This is a genomic window from Mesorhizobium sp. B264B1B, assembly GCF_020165765.1.
Classification (GTDB): domain Bacteria; phylum Pseudomonadota; class Alphaproteobacteria; order Rhizobiales; family Rhizobiaceae; genus Mesorhizobium.
The window spans coordinates 1-14,611 of the sequence record NZ_JAIUIS010000005.1 but is presented as its reverse complement, the minus strand read 5'-3'; the positions used below and the strand labels follow the sequence as shown (position 1 = coordinate 14,611).

The following is a 14,611-nucleotide window of genomic DNA, read 5'->3' as shown; positions in this document are numbered from 1 at the left end:
CCATCGTCAGGCTTTGCTCCCCAACCGGTAGCGCGCGATGATCTCGTCAGTGTTGAGAACCTGCTGACCGCGCGCGAGATCGAGGTAAAGGTCGATAAACGCCGCGAGATGCGGATTGTCCGGTCGCACACCGATTGCGATCGTGTCTACCTTGTCGGTCAGCGTGATCGAGCGCGCGGCGACCGTCATCGACGGATCGTCGACCATCAGCTTCTTGATCTCGAAATCGTCGCGATACGCCATGTCGATCGTCCCATCGCGGATCGCATCGACAACCATGTCCCAGCCTGCAAAACGATGAACTTGTGCATGCGGGAAGGTCGTCGCGGCATAGGTTGCGAATGAAGAGCCCTCGATCACGCCGAGATCGCCCGAGAAATCGCGGATGATCTGCTCGGGTGGTTTGCCTTGCGCGATGCGCGCCAGGTTGAGGCGATTGGCGATGAGGCCTTGGTGCAGCATGGCATAGGGCCGGGAATAGAGGATTGAGCGGCCACGGCGAAGGGTTCGGCTGAGCTTGCCGATGGCTATGTCCGCCTGGCCGGAAGTCAGCTGTTTCACCATGCCGTCGAACGTTGCGGCGGATCGGTCGAACACCGGCTCGACGCCGAGCTCCGCTGCTATGCCGCGGGCCAGTTCCATGTCTATGCCGCTGTTCCCCGATCCATCGGCCGGGAAGAATGGATCGGAGGCAAAGGCCGGCATTGCAATGCGCAGCGCATTGTCGCCGACGACGGGAGCGATCTCCGCCTGCTGTCCTGGAGTATTGGCCGCCCGAGCTTGCGCGACCAGCAAGCCGACGCTTCCGGCCGTGAGCAGCGTACGACGTGTAACCGACATGCGGATTCTCTAGTTCGCGAGGGAAGCCGGACAAACAAATCGGACCAATTCGCAGTATGCATGGCGAAGTTAAACAAAAGTATCTTTCGCATTGTACTTTTATAGCAATCAGCGACGCAGGCTGCCGCAATACTCGTATTATGTAATGTATCTGGGATATCTGATTGCTTCGCTGGCGGGCCAACCGGTTGGACCGCCAACAGGCGCGAGTGGCATCGGCTGCCGCCCCGACCTCTACCCGGTTTTCGGCAGCAGATCAGGCCTGCCCGTGTCGATAAAGGGCGCCCAGTAGTCGACCGATTCGCGGATCATGGCGACCACCTGGTGGTCGACCGGTTCGCGCTCGCGGAACGACAGTTCGAGGCAGATCTCGTTGTCGGTGCCGCCGCCGCGCCGCACCGTCTCCAGCAGCTTTTCAGGCGTGATGCGGCCGTCCCTGTTGTGAGCCGCTGTGAACGGCCAATGACCACCCTTGTTCATCGACGATTGCTTGATGTGGATGATCGGCGACTTCCTGGGGAAAGCCTCGGCCCAGGCATAGGGATCGATATCGGCCGGGTTGCTGGAGGTGACGTCGCCATGGTCGATGTCGACCATCATCTCCAGCGGAATGGCCATGCCGGCCGCGTCGATCGCATTCTGCAGCAGCCTGCAATTCTCGATCGTGTGGCCGAACTCGCGGCCGACCGACATCGGCTCCCAGAACAGGTAGTTAAGCCCGGCCGCGCGGGCGTGTTCGGCGACCTCGCGCCAGCATTCCAGTGCAATGTCGAACAGGCGCGCGCGGCGCGCGGGATCATCATAATCGCGATGGGTGAAGATCGCGAATTGGGTACCCATGCCGCCGGCGCCAAGCTCGGCCGAGATGTCGGCAAAGGTCTTGAACCAGCAGACATAGTAGCGGCGCACGTCCGCGTCTGGATGGCCGAAATGGTTGAGCCGGCCGTAAGGACCGGTCATGCCCGAGGTCACGCGCACGCCCGTGCGGGAGAGTGCGCCACGAAACAGGCGGACGAATTTCACGATCGTCGCCGCCGGCCAGCCCGGATTGACGAATTCATGCGTGAGCTGAATGTCCCTGATGCCGATGTCGTAGGCAATGGTATCAACCAGGTCGTCAGGCTCGGCAAAGCGATTGACCAGCGGATTGGTGTTGAGGGAGAGCGTGAATGCCAAGATCGCGATCCTCTCAGCCCTGTCGCGCTACATTGGCAATGATTGCCATCACCCTGCCCTCGCCAGCCGGCTCGCGCACCAGTGTTCGAAAGCCGATCTCTCCTCGGCGGAAAGATGCAGGCCGTGCTTGGTGCGCCGTTCGAGAATGTCGGCCGGTGTCTCAGCCCATTCCTGCTCGAACAGGTAACTGGCCTCGCGCTCGAAGAAATCCTTGCCGAAACATCGCCCGAGTTCCGCGAGCGAACGGGCCGCGCCGACCAGAAGACGTGTCCTGGTGCCGTAGAGCCGACCGTAATGCTTGAGCAGCGATGCAGGCATCCATGGATACTCCCGCCCGAGATCTCCTAGAAACTGTTCGAAATCGGCATTGGCGATGTCGCCGCCAGGCAGATGCGCCTTCGCCGTCCAAGGCTTGCCCATCCGGGGGAAGAACGGAGCGATCCTGTCCAGCGCATGCTCGGCGAGCTTGCGGAAGGTGGTGATCTTGCCGCCGAAGACGGACAGCAGCGGCGCCTCAGCATCCGGCGCGTCGAGTTCGAAAATATAGTCGCGGGTCACGGCACTCGGGTTGTCGGCATTGTCGTCATAGAGCGGCCTGACGCCGGAGAACGAATAGACGACATCGCCGCGCGCGAGGCCAGGCTTGAAATAACGGTTGACCACCCTGATCAGGTATTCGATCTCGCTCTCATCCGCCGCCACGTCCTCGGGTCGGCCGTCATAGGGAATGTCGGTGGTGCCGATCAAGGCGAGATCGCCCTGATAAGGATTGATGAAGATCACCCGCTTGTCGCTGTTCTGGATGAGGTAAGCTTGGCGGCCCTCCCAGAATTTGGGCACGACGATATGGCTGCCCTTGACCAGCCGGACATTGCGCGTCGAGTTCTGGCCAGCAACGCGGTTGATGATGTCGTTGACCCAAGGGCCGGCGGCATTGACCAGCGCCCGCGCCCGCACGGTGGTTTTCACGCCGGTCTTGCCGTCGCGCATCTCCACCGACCAGAGGCCGCCTTCCCGGCGGGCGGCGGTGCAGGCGGTTCGGGTGAAGATCTTCGCTCCGCGCTCGCGCGCATCCAGCGCATTGATCAGCACGAGACGGGCGTCGTCGACCCAGCAATCGGAATATTCGAAACCGCGCTTGAACTCGTCCTTGATCGGCGCGCCCTCGGGCGCGGTGCGCAGGTCGAGCGTGCGGGTGGCCGGCAGCCGCTTGCGGCCGCCGAGATGGTCGTAGAGGAACAGGCCGAGCCGCACCAGCCAGGCCGGCCGGTCGTCAGGACTGTGCGGCAGCACGAAGCGCATCGGCCAGATGATGTGCGGTGCCGATTCCAGGAGTACCTCGCGCTCGATCAGCGCCTCGCGCACCAGGCGGAACTCGTAATATTCGAGGTAGCGCAGGCCGCCATGGACGAGCTTGCCCGATCGCGAACTGGTGCCTTCCGCCAGATCGTCCTTTTCGCACAGGATGACGGAGAGGCCGCGGCCTGCTGCATCGCGGGCTATGCCGGCGCCGTTGACGCCGCCGCCGATGACGAAAAGATCGACGATTTCGGATCCGCCGCTCATCTCGTCACGATCTCGCTACAGGATTTGCGCACCATGGCTGCCGCTCTCAGCACGGATTGACCGGCGGCAGCCCGGCGATATAGCGGCGCACCTCCTCGGCGGCCTGCTCGGCCGCATAGGTCACGGTGCGCACCGAGGCGCCGGCGATATGCGGCGTCAGCGTCACGTTGGGAAGCTGCAGCAAGGGCCAGTCCGACGGCACAGGCTCGACCGCGAACGTCTCCAGCATGGCGCTGGCGATCTGGCCTGAAACAAGCGCCTCATAGAGTGCGTCATAGTCGACCAGCGGCCCGCGCGCCGTGTTGACGAAGATCACCCCGGGTTTCATCCGCGCGATGGTGTCCTTGCCGATCAGGCCGCGCGTCTCCGGCGTCACCCGCGAATGCAGCGTGACCACGTCGGAGCGGGATAGGAGATCGTCAAGCGCGACCAGTTCGACGCCGGCGTTGCGGTCCTCTGCGCTCAACTGCACATAGGGGTCGCTGACCAGAACGTGGCAGCCGAAAGCGCGCAGCAGCCTGACTACCTTTGTTCCGATATTGCCGTAACCGACGACGCCGACCGTCATCTCGCTAAGCTCGCGGCCGGTGCGGTCGGCGCGGTAGAGATCGCCGCGCCATTCGCCCCTGCGCAGCGCTTCGTGGCCGACCCGGATCAGCCGCGTTTCGGCCAATATGGCGCCGATGGTGAATTCGGCCACGGCGGTCGCGTTGCGGCCGGGCACGTTGACGACGGTGATGCCATGCGCGCGCGCCGCTTCCATGTCGATGTTGATCGGGCCGCCGCGCGACACCGCGACCAGCTTCAGGGCCGGCAGGCGGCGCATCATGCCCTCCGACAATGGTGCAAGCTGGGTGACGAGGATCTCGGCATCGCCAATGAACTCGACGACCTCGTCGGGACGGCCGAAATACTCCTTGACCTTGTCGAGGCCGAGCGCCGGATCGCCGAATTCCATCGGCTCGTCGGGCCAGGCGGTCTGCAATGTCCTGACATCGAGGTCACCGCTCGCGACCTTCTCGATTTTGGCGCGAAACACCTCCGGAAGCATGAAGTTGTCACCAATGATCGCTATTTTCCTGGGCATACTCGACTTCTCAATTTGCCTGCACCGAAGCCATCGCGCGCCAGACCGGCCGCAGCGCCTGGTGCGCCAACATGTAGGACGGGGTCATCCTGTCGTAGATCGCGGCGAGGTCCCGATCACTCGGCTCCGCCTCGCCAAGCAGCGGCGTCACCCATTCCGCGACGCATTCGTCCATCGACTTGTACAGGCCGACGCAGACCGCGGCTATCATCGCCGCGCCGGCCGCCCCGGCCTCCTCGCGCTGGCTGGTGCGGATGTCTGCGCCGACGGCGGCTCCGAGGATCTTGCGCAGCGCCGGGCTTCGGGCGGCGCCTCCGGTCAGCCGGATCTCGCGCGGCAATGGCCCCATGGCGGCGTAGCAATCGCGCGCGGCGAAGGCCAATCCCTCGAAGACGGCGCGCACCAGGTCGGCATAGCCGTGGCGCGAGGATATGCCGACGAAGCCGGCCCTGGCATTGGCATCGACGAACGGCCCCCGCTCGCCGGCCTCGGACACATAGGGCTGGTAGAGCAGCGAGGCGGGCTGCGAGGCGGCGATCCAGGTGTCGACGAGCGCGATCATCTCGCCATTGCTGCGGGTGATGCCTTGCGAAGCGAGGATGCCGGAAGCGAGCCCAAGCACCCAGTCGATGTTGAGGGTCGCCGCCATGTTGGACTGCATCTGCGCGAACACGCCGGGCGCCGGCATGGCCATGGTGTAGCCGGTTGCCGCCTCGTTCAGTTGCACGTCGTCCGGCGTCTCGGCCAGCCGCATATGCATGCCGGTGGAACCGATGATGGTGCAGCCGGGCTTGCGCTCGCGGTCGAGCAGGCCGGCGCCAAGCGCGGTGCAGACGACGTCGACATAGCCGAGCACGATCGGCGTGCCGGCAAGCATGCCGGTGGCGGCGGCCGCCGCCTGCGACAGACCGGCGCTGTGCCTGGTGCCGTCGGTGACCGGCGGCAGGAGATGCCGCAGATCGGCGACGCCGAGCACGTCGAGCACCTCGTCGCTATAGTCGCGGGTTCGAAAATCACCAAAGGTGAAGGTTCCCTCGGAGGGGTCGGTGGCGCGCTCGCCGGTCAGCTTGAAATAGAGCCAGTCCTTGCAGTGAAACGCCGTCGCCGCCTTGTCGAGCATTTCAGGCATGTTGCGCTTCATGAACACGAACTGCGAGCCCTGCTGGCAGGCGGCGAGCCCGCTGCCGGTCTTTTCGAAGCGCAGCCGGTCCTCGGGCCGCGCGCGGATCTCCTCGACGACGCCGGCGGCGCGCGCGTCGAGCCAGAGCCAGCCCTTCGCCACCGGCTCGCCCTTGCCGTCGATCAGCCAGGTGCCGTCGCCCTGCCCGGTCACCGCGATGGCGATGGTCCGGCCGGCGAGATCGGGCACTTTCTCGGCGAGCTGGCGCAAGGTCGCCGCCGCATCCGCCCATGTGCGCGCAAGATCCTGTTCGGCGCCGCCGCCCGGCCGCGTCTCGTAATGGTTCGGCGTTGCCGCGGCGGCGATCTGCCGGCCTTTCGTGTCGAAGGCGATGGACTTGATGACGGAAGTACCGGCGTCGATACCGATCAAGAGATCACGCATCAGGCGAGCTCCATGCCGTGCGAAATGGCCTCGCCGCTCGCCTGGTCGAAGACATGCAGGTTCTTCGGGTCGATGCTGACATTGATCGGCGCGCCAAGGTCCAGCCGGGTGCGGTCGTGCTCGACCAGGACCAGCGAGCCGCCGGCGAAATCGGCCGCTATATGGGTCTGGTCGCCAAGCCATTGATTGGCCGAAACCCTGGCGGGGACCCCTTCCTTCGAGCGCCGCACCGCGTAAGGCCTGATGCCGATGACGACGCGCTCGCGGCTGAGCAACTGGTCGCGGACGGGAGCGCTGAAGGCGTCCTTGTCGTAGTCCAGCGACAGCCCGTCGGGAAGCCTGAGATTGATGCGCCCGGCGGTGGCGCCGACATAGGCCTCGAAGACATTCATCGGCGGCTCGCCGACGAAGGTGCCGGTGAACAGGTTCGCCGGACGCTCCTTGATCCTGTCCGGCGTATCGAACTGCTGCAGCACGCCGCCTTCCATCACCGCGATGCGGTCGGCAAGCGCATTGGCCTCGGTCTGGTCGTGCGTGACCAGGATCGCTGTCAAGCCGCGCTCCTTGATGAAATGCTTGATGCGGCCGCGCAGCACGGCACGCAGCTGCGGTTCGAGCTGCCCCATCGGCTCGTCCAGCAGATGCAAATCGGCGTCGCGGATCAGCGCCCGGCCGAGGCTGGCGCGCTGCTGCTGGCCGCCGGAGATAGAGCTTGGGTAACGCTCCAATATATCCTCGATCTCGAGCAGCTTGGCGATGCTGGCGACCCTGGCCTCGACCTCGCTTCTGGGCAGCCGGGCCGCCTTGAGCGCGAAGGCCATGTTCTCGCGCACCGTCAGCGGCGGGTAGAGCGAATAGCCCTCGAAGGCCATCGCCACGTTGCGCCTGACCGGCGGCAGCATATGCACCTGGCGGCCGGCGACCGAGATCGCGCCGCGCGACACCTCCTCGAAGCCGGCGATCATGCGTAAGGTCGAGGTCTTGCCGCAGCCGGACGAACCGAGCAGCGCCACGATCTCGCCCTTGTCGATCTCCATCGTCAGCTTCTTGACGGCGTGGACGCCCCGGTCGATCGGGCCATAGAATTTGTCGACGCCGGAAATGGTGAGTGCGCTCGCGCTCATGCGGCTTCTCCGTTGCGCAAACTGACGACATTCTTCGAGCCGATGCGCTCGCCGCCGGCGCGATCGAACAACAGGGCGCTCTTGCCGTCGACGGCAATGTGGGCCTTGCCTTCGCTGCGGCCCGGTGTTCCGGCCGGCCGCGAAACCAGGATCTCGCGGCCGCGCAACGTGCGCACCAGCGTGACGATCTTTTCGTTGAGCGGGGTTTCGGCCTCGACCGTCACCGGAATGGCGCCGGGTTCATTTTCGCCGACGAAATGCAGTGCTTCCGGCCTGAGCCCGATGATGCAGTCGCGGCCGACCGCGGTCTCGGGAGCCCCGGCGAGATGGACCTGCACATTCGACAGGGCGACATGGATTCCCTTGGCGCCAAGCGCCGGCTTGACGTCGAGCAGGTTGATGGTCGGGTCGCCGAACAGCCGCGCGATCTCGATGTTGGCCGGCTCGCGATAGATCTGTTCGGGCGTACCGAGCTGGCTGATGACGCCTTGCGACATGACCGCGATGCGGTCGCCGAGCGCCATGGCTTCCTTATAATCCTGGGTGACGTAAACGACGGTGGCGCCGCGGTCGGCAAGCAGTCGCGGCAGTTCGAGCCGCATCTCAAAACGCAGCTTGGCGTCGACATTGCGCAAGGGATCGTCGAGCAGCAGCAGCGGCGGCGAGCCGACCAGCGCACGGGCAAGCGCGGTGCGCTGCTTCTGGCCGTTGGAAAGAGCGCGCGGCTTGTGGGAGAGCACATGGGCGATCTTCAACAGCTTGGCGACGCTCTCGACGCCGGCTTTGATCGCTCCCTGCGACGACCGCTTGGCCTCCAGCGGCGTCGCGATGTTGTCGAATGCGCTCATATGCGGAAACAGCGCGAAATTCTGGAACGCCATGCCGACGCCACGAAATTCGGCGTCGACGTCGGTCATGTCCTCGCCGCCGATGAGGATCTTGCCTTCGTCGGGGTCGATGACGCCGGCGACGAGGCGCAGCAGCACCGTCTTGCCGGCGCCGGAGGGTCCGAACAGGACCAGCGTCTCACCGTCGGCGACGGTCAGCGAAAGATTGTCGAGCACGGTCTGGCTCTTGTAGCGCTTGACGAGGCTTCTGAGTTCGAGGCTGGCCATGGAACTACCCCTTCACCGCGCCGAGCGACAGGCCTTCGACCAGGTAGCGCTGCGCATAGAGGGCGAGCGCCAGCGTCGGCGTGATCGACAGGACGATGGCCGCCGAGATCTGGCCGTACTGGATGCCCGAGGAGGTGATGAAGGCGAGCGCGCCGACCGTCACCGGTTGCTTGTCGGCCGAGGCCAGCACCAGCGCGAAGACGAAATTGTTCCAGGCGAAGATGAAGGCAAGCAGGCCGGCAGCGGCGATGCCGGGGCCGGCGAGCGGCAGCGCGATCTTGCGGAAGGTGGCAAACCAGGAATGGCCGCCGATGCGATAGGCATATTCGATGTCGGCCGGAATATCCTCGAAATAGCCGCGCACGATCCACAGGATCAGCGGCAGGCAGATCAGCTGGTAGACCCAGATCAGCCCGATATAGGTGTTGGCCAGCCCGAGCTTCTGGAAATAGAGCGTGAGCGGCAACAGCACCAGCAGGGCCGGCGCGAACCTGAACGACAGCAGCGTGAAGGCGATGTCCTCCGAGCCGCGGAACTTGTGCCGCGCGAAGGCGTAGGCCGCCGGGACGCCGAGCAGCAGCGAGACCGCCACCGAGGTCACCGACAGGAACACCGAATTCCACAGGTTGCGCATGAAGGCGATGTCGAGCGTGCCGGCGGCGGTCGTCAGCTTGCCGGTGATCAGCGCTGTGTAATTGGCAAGCGTCGGCTCGAAGACCAGCTGCGGCGGAATGCGCAGGATGGTCTCGTTGGTCTGGAACGACATCATCAGGATCCAGACGATCGGGAACATGAAGAAGATCACGACCAGCGTGAGTGCCGCGCCGCGCAGGGTGCGTTCAAGCAAGGAGGTGTGTTCCATGGCTGCCTCCTCCTATGCCTGGCCACGGGCGCGCTCGCGCAGCCTGAGCCAGTTCTTGATGAAGATGTTGGAGAGGAAATAGGTGATCGCCCACAGGATGATCATCAGCGCCGCCGAGCGGCCGACATTGGTCGACTGGAAGAAGTTGAGATAGGCCTCGACCTGGAAGACGGTCAGCGTGTCGCCCGGTCCTCCTTGCGTCATGGCGTAGATGATGTCGAACTGCTGGATGGAATCGAGCAGGCGGAACAAAGTCGCCGTCAGGATATACGGCGTCAGCATCGGCAGCGTGATGCGGAAGAAGACGAAGCTCCTCGGCACGCCATCGAGGGCCGCGGCCTCGAAGGGCTGCGTCGGCAGGCTGCGCAGGCCGGCAAGCAGCAGGATCATGATGAAAGGCGTGTAGACCCAGATATCGACGAGAACGACGGTGAACAAAGCCGTCGACGGCGACGAGGCCCAGCGGAAGTCCTGTAAGCCGATGAGGCTGGCAAGATAGCTCAGCACGCCGAAGCCGGGATTGGTCATCAGCTTCCACATCAGCGCGGCCAGTGCCGGCGCCGTCATCAGCGGCATCAGCAGCATGATCGAGATGAAGTTGTTCAGGGTCGAGCGCTTCTGCAAAAGCAGCGCGATGGCGAGGCCGAGAAGCAGTTCCAGCACCACCGTGGTGCCGGCATAGAGCAGCGAGATCTTGAGCGTGTTCCAGAACTTCGGATCGGTGAAGAAGGAGATATAGTTGTCGCCCCAGTTGAACTGCCGCGCCCAGGGCTGGCTCAGCCGATAGCGCTGGAAGGAATAGACGACCGAGGTCAGGAACGGAATCAGGATGCCGATGCAGACCAGCAGAGCCGGCAGGCTGAGCACGTAGGGCAGCACTCTCTTGCTGATCCTGAAGCCCGAGGGCTTGGGCCTTTGCGATACCACCGCAGTCATCGTGCTGCTCCGTTGTCCCTGTCGCTCCGCCCTGCCGGCCGCCCAAGGGAGCAAGGCGGCCGGTCGGGCGAATTGGCGGCCACCTTACGGCCCCGCGTCGCAATCTTGAAAAGATCAGGTGAGGACCGGCCTGCCAAGGCTGGCCGGTCCTCTGTTACATCTAGCCGAGGCCGGCTTCCTTGAGCTGGCCGTTGATGCTTTCGGCCAGCTTGTCGAGACCCTCGTCCACCGGCACTTCCTTGGCCACCATCTTTTGCAGCGTCGCCGCCCATTCGGTGGTGAGATCGAAGAACAGCGGCTGCGCCGTGAACTTGATCGAGGCGCCCGGCGCCGAGGCGTCGAACATCTCGACATAGCCGGGATAGCTCTTGTTCAGCTTCTCGCGGAACGTCTCATCCGTCCAGACCGACTGGCGGACCGGATTGACGAAATCCATCTTGGTGGCGCCGAACAGAGCATGCTCGGGTCCGGAGGCCCACTGCATGAAGTACCACGTGGCGTCCTTGTCCTTGGAGAAGTTGGACATCGACAGCGACCAGATCCAGATGTTCGGCGTTGGCGCCTTGGCTTCCGGGTTGGCCTTGAAGGCGGCAAAGGCAAGCTTGCCGGCCATCTTGTTGTCGCCGCCATTCATGAAGTAGCCGAGGATGTCGGCGTCGAAGATCATCGCCGAGGCGCCGGCGCCGAGATCGGCGCCGACCTGATACCAGGTGTAGGTCGACCAGTCCTTCGGACCGCTTTCCTGGATCATCTGCACCCATTGCTTGTGGAAAGCCTTGGACTGGGCGGTGTTCATGGCGGCCGACAATTTGCCGTCGGCCGACACGTTCAGATCCTTCTGGTCGAAATTGGCGTAGGCCGAAAGGAAACCCGGATGGATCGTCGCCCAGGAGCGCGACCCGCGCACGCCAATGCCGTAGACGCCGCCGCCGACATCTTTGGTGAGCTTGGCGGCCGCGGCCACCATCTCGTCCATATTGCCGGGAACCTTGACGCCTGCCTTGTCGAACATCCCCTTGTTGTAGGTGATGTTGTTTTGTTCGAAGCCCCACGGAATGCACCATTGCTTGGCGTCTTCGGACCCCAGGGCCCCGCCCGGCTTGCCGTTCCAGGCGCAGGAGTTCTTGACGCCGGGCAGGAAGTCATCCCAGGCATAGTTGGGGTTGGTCTTGGCCGGATCCTTGATCCATTCATTGAGGTCGGTGATCCAGCCGGCTGGGCCGTAGGTCCAGGTCATATAGGCGCCGGTCATGAAGGCATCGTATTCGGGCGAGCTCGCCGACAACGCGGCCGTGACCTTGTCGAAATAGACGTCTTCCGGGAACACGTCGTAGACGACATTCATGCCGGTCAACTGCTTGAAGTTTTCGAGGTTGGCGATCATCGCATCCGCATAGGGATGCTTGTTGAGCAGGAGCTTGATGGTCTTGCCCTGGTGCGCCTTCCAGTCGAAGTCGGCGGCCAGCGCCCGGGTCTGCCCAAGATTGAGCAGCGTACCGGCCGTGCCGGCGGCAAGGCCCATCGCACCCAGGCCCTTGATCAGCCCACGACGGTCGACTTGTCCGCGCAGGAAAGCGTCAATGAGGTCTTTCTCTTTCTCATGCATTTGGTCTTCTCCTCCACAGGGTAGTTTTAACTGAACCGACGCCGGCTACCCGACTGGCGTCTCCTCCACGAGCGATCGCGCTGTCCGCTCATCAGTTATCAGGCCCTTGAGATAGCGGCCCTCCAGCACCGCTTTGACGGCTCGAACCTTGACCTTGCCGCCGGCGACCGCGACGATCCGGCGGCTGGCGATGTCCTCGCGCGCCAGCGCCAGCGCCCGATTGGAAAGGGTTGTCGCCACCGCTTTGCCGGCATCGTCGAAGAAATGGCCGAGCAATTCGCCGACGCCGCCATTGCGGCGGATCTCCTCCATCTCGCCCTTCTCGATCATGCCGGTGGCGACGAGCGAGGCTTCGCGTTCGGCCGTGCCGATGCCGGCAAACAAAAGGTCGGCGGATCTTGCGAGATCGAAAACCTCGCTGATGCCCTTCTGTCCCAGCAATACCGCGCGGTCGTCCACCGTGTTGGCGAACATTGGCACCGGCATCACATAGGCTTCGGCGCCGGTGCGCTCGGCGAGGCGGTGAATGACGTCATGCGGGTTGGCCGAGAACTTCCGCGTCAAGCCGCCGAGCAGCGAAACGAAGCGGATCTTGTCTGTCGAGCTGCGCGGCAGGTATTCCACGCAGGCGGCGAGCGTGCGGCCATGGCCGACGCCGATCAGCGCCTGCTCGCCGCGTTCGATCTCACGCTTGAGGAATTGCGCGCCGGCGATGCCGAGCGCCTTGAGCGGCAATTCCTCGGAATCGAAATCGGGAACCACCTCGCAATAATCGAGGCCGTAGCGGCGCGACAGCTCGTCCTCGAGCTCGACGCATTCCGAGACTTCGCCGTCGATATAGACCTTCACCAGCCCTTCCTGATTGGCCTTGGTGATGAGGCGGTGGGCCTTGAGGCTGGTCAGCCCGAGGCGCTTGGCAACCTCGGACTGGGTCAGGCCGCCAGCGTAATGAAGCCAGGCGGCGCGTGCCGCCATGCCGGTTTCATCATCGCGCAAGAGGCCGTTTCCAAATCCAACCACGTTCCGCCCTCTGATATTTTTTTCAGTTTCTGCAAAATTTTTCACATGGACGCATCGGAGTCAAGCGCCAAGCGCCTGCAAACGCTGATTTTCAACGAGAATGGACGAGCGAACACCGGGCGTGGCACCGGTCAGGGTAACAGCGGCAGCGAAAGCGCAGGAACCCGATCGCCATCGCCGCCGTCCAGGTGAAGCGGCGGCGCCCAGCATTCGCCGGTGAGCGGATCGCACCATTCGGCAAGCCGCTTTCGGGTGATCAGCTCCAGGCTGAACTTGGTGGTGCGCCGGCGACGTCGAGGTGCCCGGCAGCGGCCAAGACCGCCGGCGAGCAGCGCCTATTGCAACGTCCGCGCCGCGAATGGCATGGAATGGTCGTGCGGCATGCCGGCATCGGCATCTTCCACGCCGAGCCCGCGGTCGAGGCCGGTGGCCACCACCGAAACCCTGAACCGGCCTTCCATGCTCTTGTCGAAGATGGCGCCGACGATGATGTCGGCGTCTTCATAGACCTCTTCACGGATTCTCGTGGCGGCCTCGTCGACCTCGAACAGGGTCATGTCGCGGCCGCCGGAAATCGAGACCAGCACGCCCTTGGCGCCCTTCATCGACATTTCGTCCAGCAGCGGGTTGGCGATGGCGGCTTCCGCCGCCTTCATCGCCCGGCTATCGCCTGACGCCTCGCCGGTTCCCATCATGGCGCGGCCCATGCCGCGCATCACCGATTTGACGTCGGCGAAGTCGAGGTTGATCAGGCCTTCCTTGACGATGAGATCGGTGATGCAGCTGACGCCGGCATAGAGCACCCGGTCGGCGATGACGAAGGCATCGGCGAATGTGGTCTTGGCGTCGGCGATCCGGAACAGGTTCTGGTTGGGGATGACGATCACGGTGTCGGCGCTTTCGCGCAGCCGCTCGATGCCCTCTTCGGCCATCTGCATGCGGCGCCTGCCCTCGAAAGTGAACGGCTTGGTGACGACGCCGACCGTCAGGATGCCGGCCTTGCGCGCCGCCTGGGCGATGACCGGCGCGGCGCCGGTTCCAGTGCCGCCGCCCATTCCGGCGGTGACGAAGCACATGTGGGTGCCGGCCAGATGGTCCATAATCTCGTCCAGCGATTCCTCGGCCGCGGCGCGGCCGATCTCGGGAAGCGATCCGGCGCCCAGCCCTTCGGTTACATGCGCGCCGAGTTGGATCAGCCGCGTCGCCTTGGACATGGTGAGCGCCTGCGCGTCTGTGTTGGCGGCAATGAATTCGGTGCCCTGAAGCTGCTCGGCGATCATGTTGTTGATGGCGTTGCCGCCGCCGCCGCCGACGCCGACAACGGTGATCTTGGGTCTCATCTCGGAGATCTCGGGCTTCTTGAACTCGGCCATGCCTCTTCTCCTTCGCCAGTCGCTCGCGCTTCACGCCCCGCCAGATCGATCACGCCGCAAAACGGCAATCGACGCAGAGCGGCGTGACGAATCAGTCCGCTCGGATGGGTGTCCCAAAAAGCCAGAGAGCGGCCAGAGGTGCAAGTGCGGGGAAGGTCAAGATTTGTGATAGGGACGTTTCATATCCCCACGACGGCCGCGCATGCCCGAGAGTGATGCCGGCATCCCGGCTTCACCCTGCGCGCGCCGAGCCCGATGCCGAGCCTGTCGGTAGCTAATCAAGTTGTCCGGTTTGGTAGCACATGATCTGTCCGCTTCTGTTTTGGCGTCGAAGCGGTTCAC

General features: G+C 64.0%; 13 protein-coding genes. All 13 read right to left on the bottom strand.

Annotation, left to right across the window (positions count from 1 at the left end; translation table 11 throughout):
* Positions 1-6: 6 nt before the first annotated feature.
* Positions 7-840: a substrate-binding periplasmic protein gene (locus LB547_RS11635; RefSeq protein ID WP_181168569.1), complete on the bottom strand. Its 834-nt coding sequence runs from the start codon at positions 838-840 to the stop codon at positions 7-9.
* Between the two features lie 234 nt (positions 841-1,074).
* A complete protein-coding gene (locus tag LB547_RS11630) occupies positions 1,075-2,016 on the bottom strand; it encodes a sugar phosphate isomerase/epimerase family protein (protein WP_140497771.1) in 942 nt (313 codons plus the stop codon).
* 48 nt (positions 2,017-2,064) lie between these two features.
* Complete coding sequence (locus tag LB547_RS11625; protein ID WP_140762526.1) at positions 2,065-3,582, bottom strand: glycerol-3-phosphate dehydrogenase; 1,518 nt, start codon at positions 3,580-3,582, stop codon at positions 2,065-2,067.
* A gap of 46 nt (positions 3,583-3,628) precedes the next feature.
* Complete coding sequence (locus tag LB547_RS11620) at positions 3,629-4,669, bottom strand: 2-hydroxyacid dehydrogenase (RefSeq protein WP_140497767.1); 1,041 nt, start codon at positions 4,667-4,669, stop codon at positions 3,629-3,631.
* A 10-nt stretch (positions 4,670-4,679) separates the two neighbouring features.
* Entirely contained in the window at positions 4,680-6,233 is a 1,554-nt protein-coding gene (locus LB547_RS11615) for an FGGY-family carbohydrate kinase (RefSeq protein ID WP_140762529.1), read from the bottom strand.
* The gene (locus LB547_RS11610) at positions 6,233-7,357 is read right to left on the bottom strand and encodes an ABC transporter ATP-binding protein (protein WP_140762532.1); all 1,125 of its coding nucleotides are present in this window, start codon (positions 7,355-7,357) and stop codon (positions 6,233-6,235) included. Before LB547_RS11610 ends, LB547_RS11615 begins: the two co-directional genes overlap by 1 nt.
* Entirely contained in the window at positions 7,354-8,472 is a 1,119-nt protein-coding gene (locus LB547_RS11605; protein WP_140762535.1) for an ABC transporter ATP-binding protein, read from the bottom strand. Before LB547_RS11605 ends, LB547_RS11610 begins: the two co-directional genes overlap by 4 nt.
* A 4-nt stretch (positions 8,473-8,476) precedes the next feature.
* Positions 8,477-9,334: a carbohydrate ABC transporter permease gene (locus LB547_RS11600; protein ID WP_140497759.1), complete on the bottom strand. Its 858-nt coding sequence runs from the start codon at positions 9,332-9,334 to the stop codon at positions 8,477-8,479.
* 12 nt (positions 9,335-9,346) lie between these two features.
* The gene (locus tag LB547_RS11595; RefSeq protein WP_013896837.1) at positions 9,347-10,270 is read right to left on the bottom strand and encodes a carbohydrate ABC transporter permease; all 924 of its coding nucleotides are present in this window, start codon (positions 10,268-10,270) and stop codon (positions 9,347-9,349) included.
* Positions 10,271-10,430: 160 nt separating this feature from the next.
* Complete coding sequence (locus tag LB547_RS11590) at positions 10,431-11,876, bottom strand: ABC transporter substrate-binding protein (RefSeq protein WP_140762538.1); 1,446 nt, start codon at positions 11,874-11,876, stop codon at positions 10,431-10,433.
* A 45-nt stretch (positions 11,877-11,921) separates the two neighbouring features.
* Positions 11,922-12,896 carry a sugar-binding transcriptional regulator gene (locus tag LB547_RS11585; protein WP_181165158.1) on the bottom strand — a complete coding sequence of 325 codons (975 nt, stop codon included), beginning with the start codon at positions 12,894-12,896 and terminating at the stop codon, positions 11,922-11,924.
* 335 nt (positions 12,897-13,231) lie between these two features.
* Positions 13,232-14,269: a cell division protein FtsZ gene (ftsZ, locus tag LB547_RS11580; RefSeq protein ID WP_140762541.1), complete on the bottom strand. Its 1,038-nt coding sequence runs from the start codon at positions 14,267-14,269 to the stop codon at positions 13,232-13,234.
* A 156-nt stretch (positions 14,270-14,425) separates the two neighbouring features.
* A partial coding sequence (locus tag LB547_RS11575; protein WP_224655983.1) for a hypothetical protein occupies positions 14,426-14,611 on the bottom strand: 186 nt, incomplete at its 5' end.

Bases quoted from the DNA above. Each gene is read 5' to 3' on its own strand.
- LB547_RS11615 (WP_140762529.1), bottom strand. From the start codon at position 6,233: ATGCGTGATCTCTTGATCGGTATCGACGCCGGTACTTCCGTCATCAAG.
- ftsZ (WP_140762541.1), bottom strand. From the start codon at position 14,269: ATGGCCGAGTTCAAGAAGCCCGAGATCTCCGAGATGAGACCCAAGATC.
- LB547_RS11620 (WP_140497767.1), bottom strand. From the start codon at position 4,669: ATGCCCAGGAAAATAGCGATCATTGGTGACAACTTCATGCTTCCGGAG.
- LB547_RS11590 (WP_140762538.1), bottom strand. From the start codon at position 11,876: ATGCATGAGAAAGAGAAAGACCTCATTGACGCTTTCCTGCGCGGACAA.
- LB547_RS11605 (WP_140762535.1), bottom strand. From the start codon at position 8,472: ATGGCCAGCCTCGAACTCAGAAGCCTCGTCAAGCGCTACAAGAGCCAG.
- LB547_RS11635 (WP_181168569.1), bottom strand. From the start codon at position 840: ATGTCGGTTACACGTCGTACGCTGCTCACGGCCGGAAGCGTCGGCTTG.
- LB547_RS11600 (WP_140497759.1), bottom strand. From the start codon at position 9,334: ATGGAACACACCTCCTTGCTTGAACGCACCCTGCGCGGCGCGGCACTC.
- LB547_RS11610 (WP_140762532.1), bottom strand. From the start codon at position 7,357: ATGAGCGCGAGCGCACTCACCATTTCCGGCGTCGACAAATTCTATGGC.
- LB547_RS11595 (WP_013896837.1), bottom strand. From the start codon at position 10,270: ATGACTGCGGTGGTATCGCAAAGGCCCAAGCCCTCGGGCTTCAGGATC.
- LB547_RS11625 (WP_140762526.1), bottom strand. From the start codon at position 3,582: ATGAGCGGCGGATCCGAAATCGTCGATCTTTTCGTCATCGGCGGCGGC.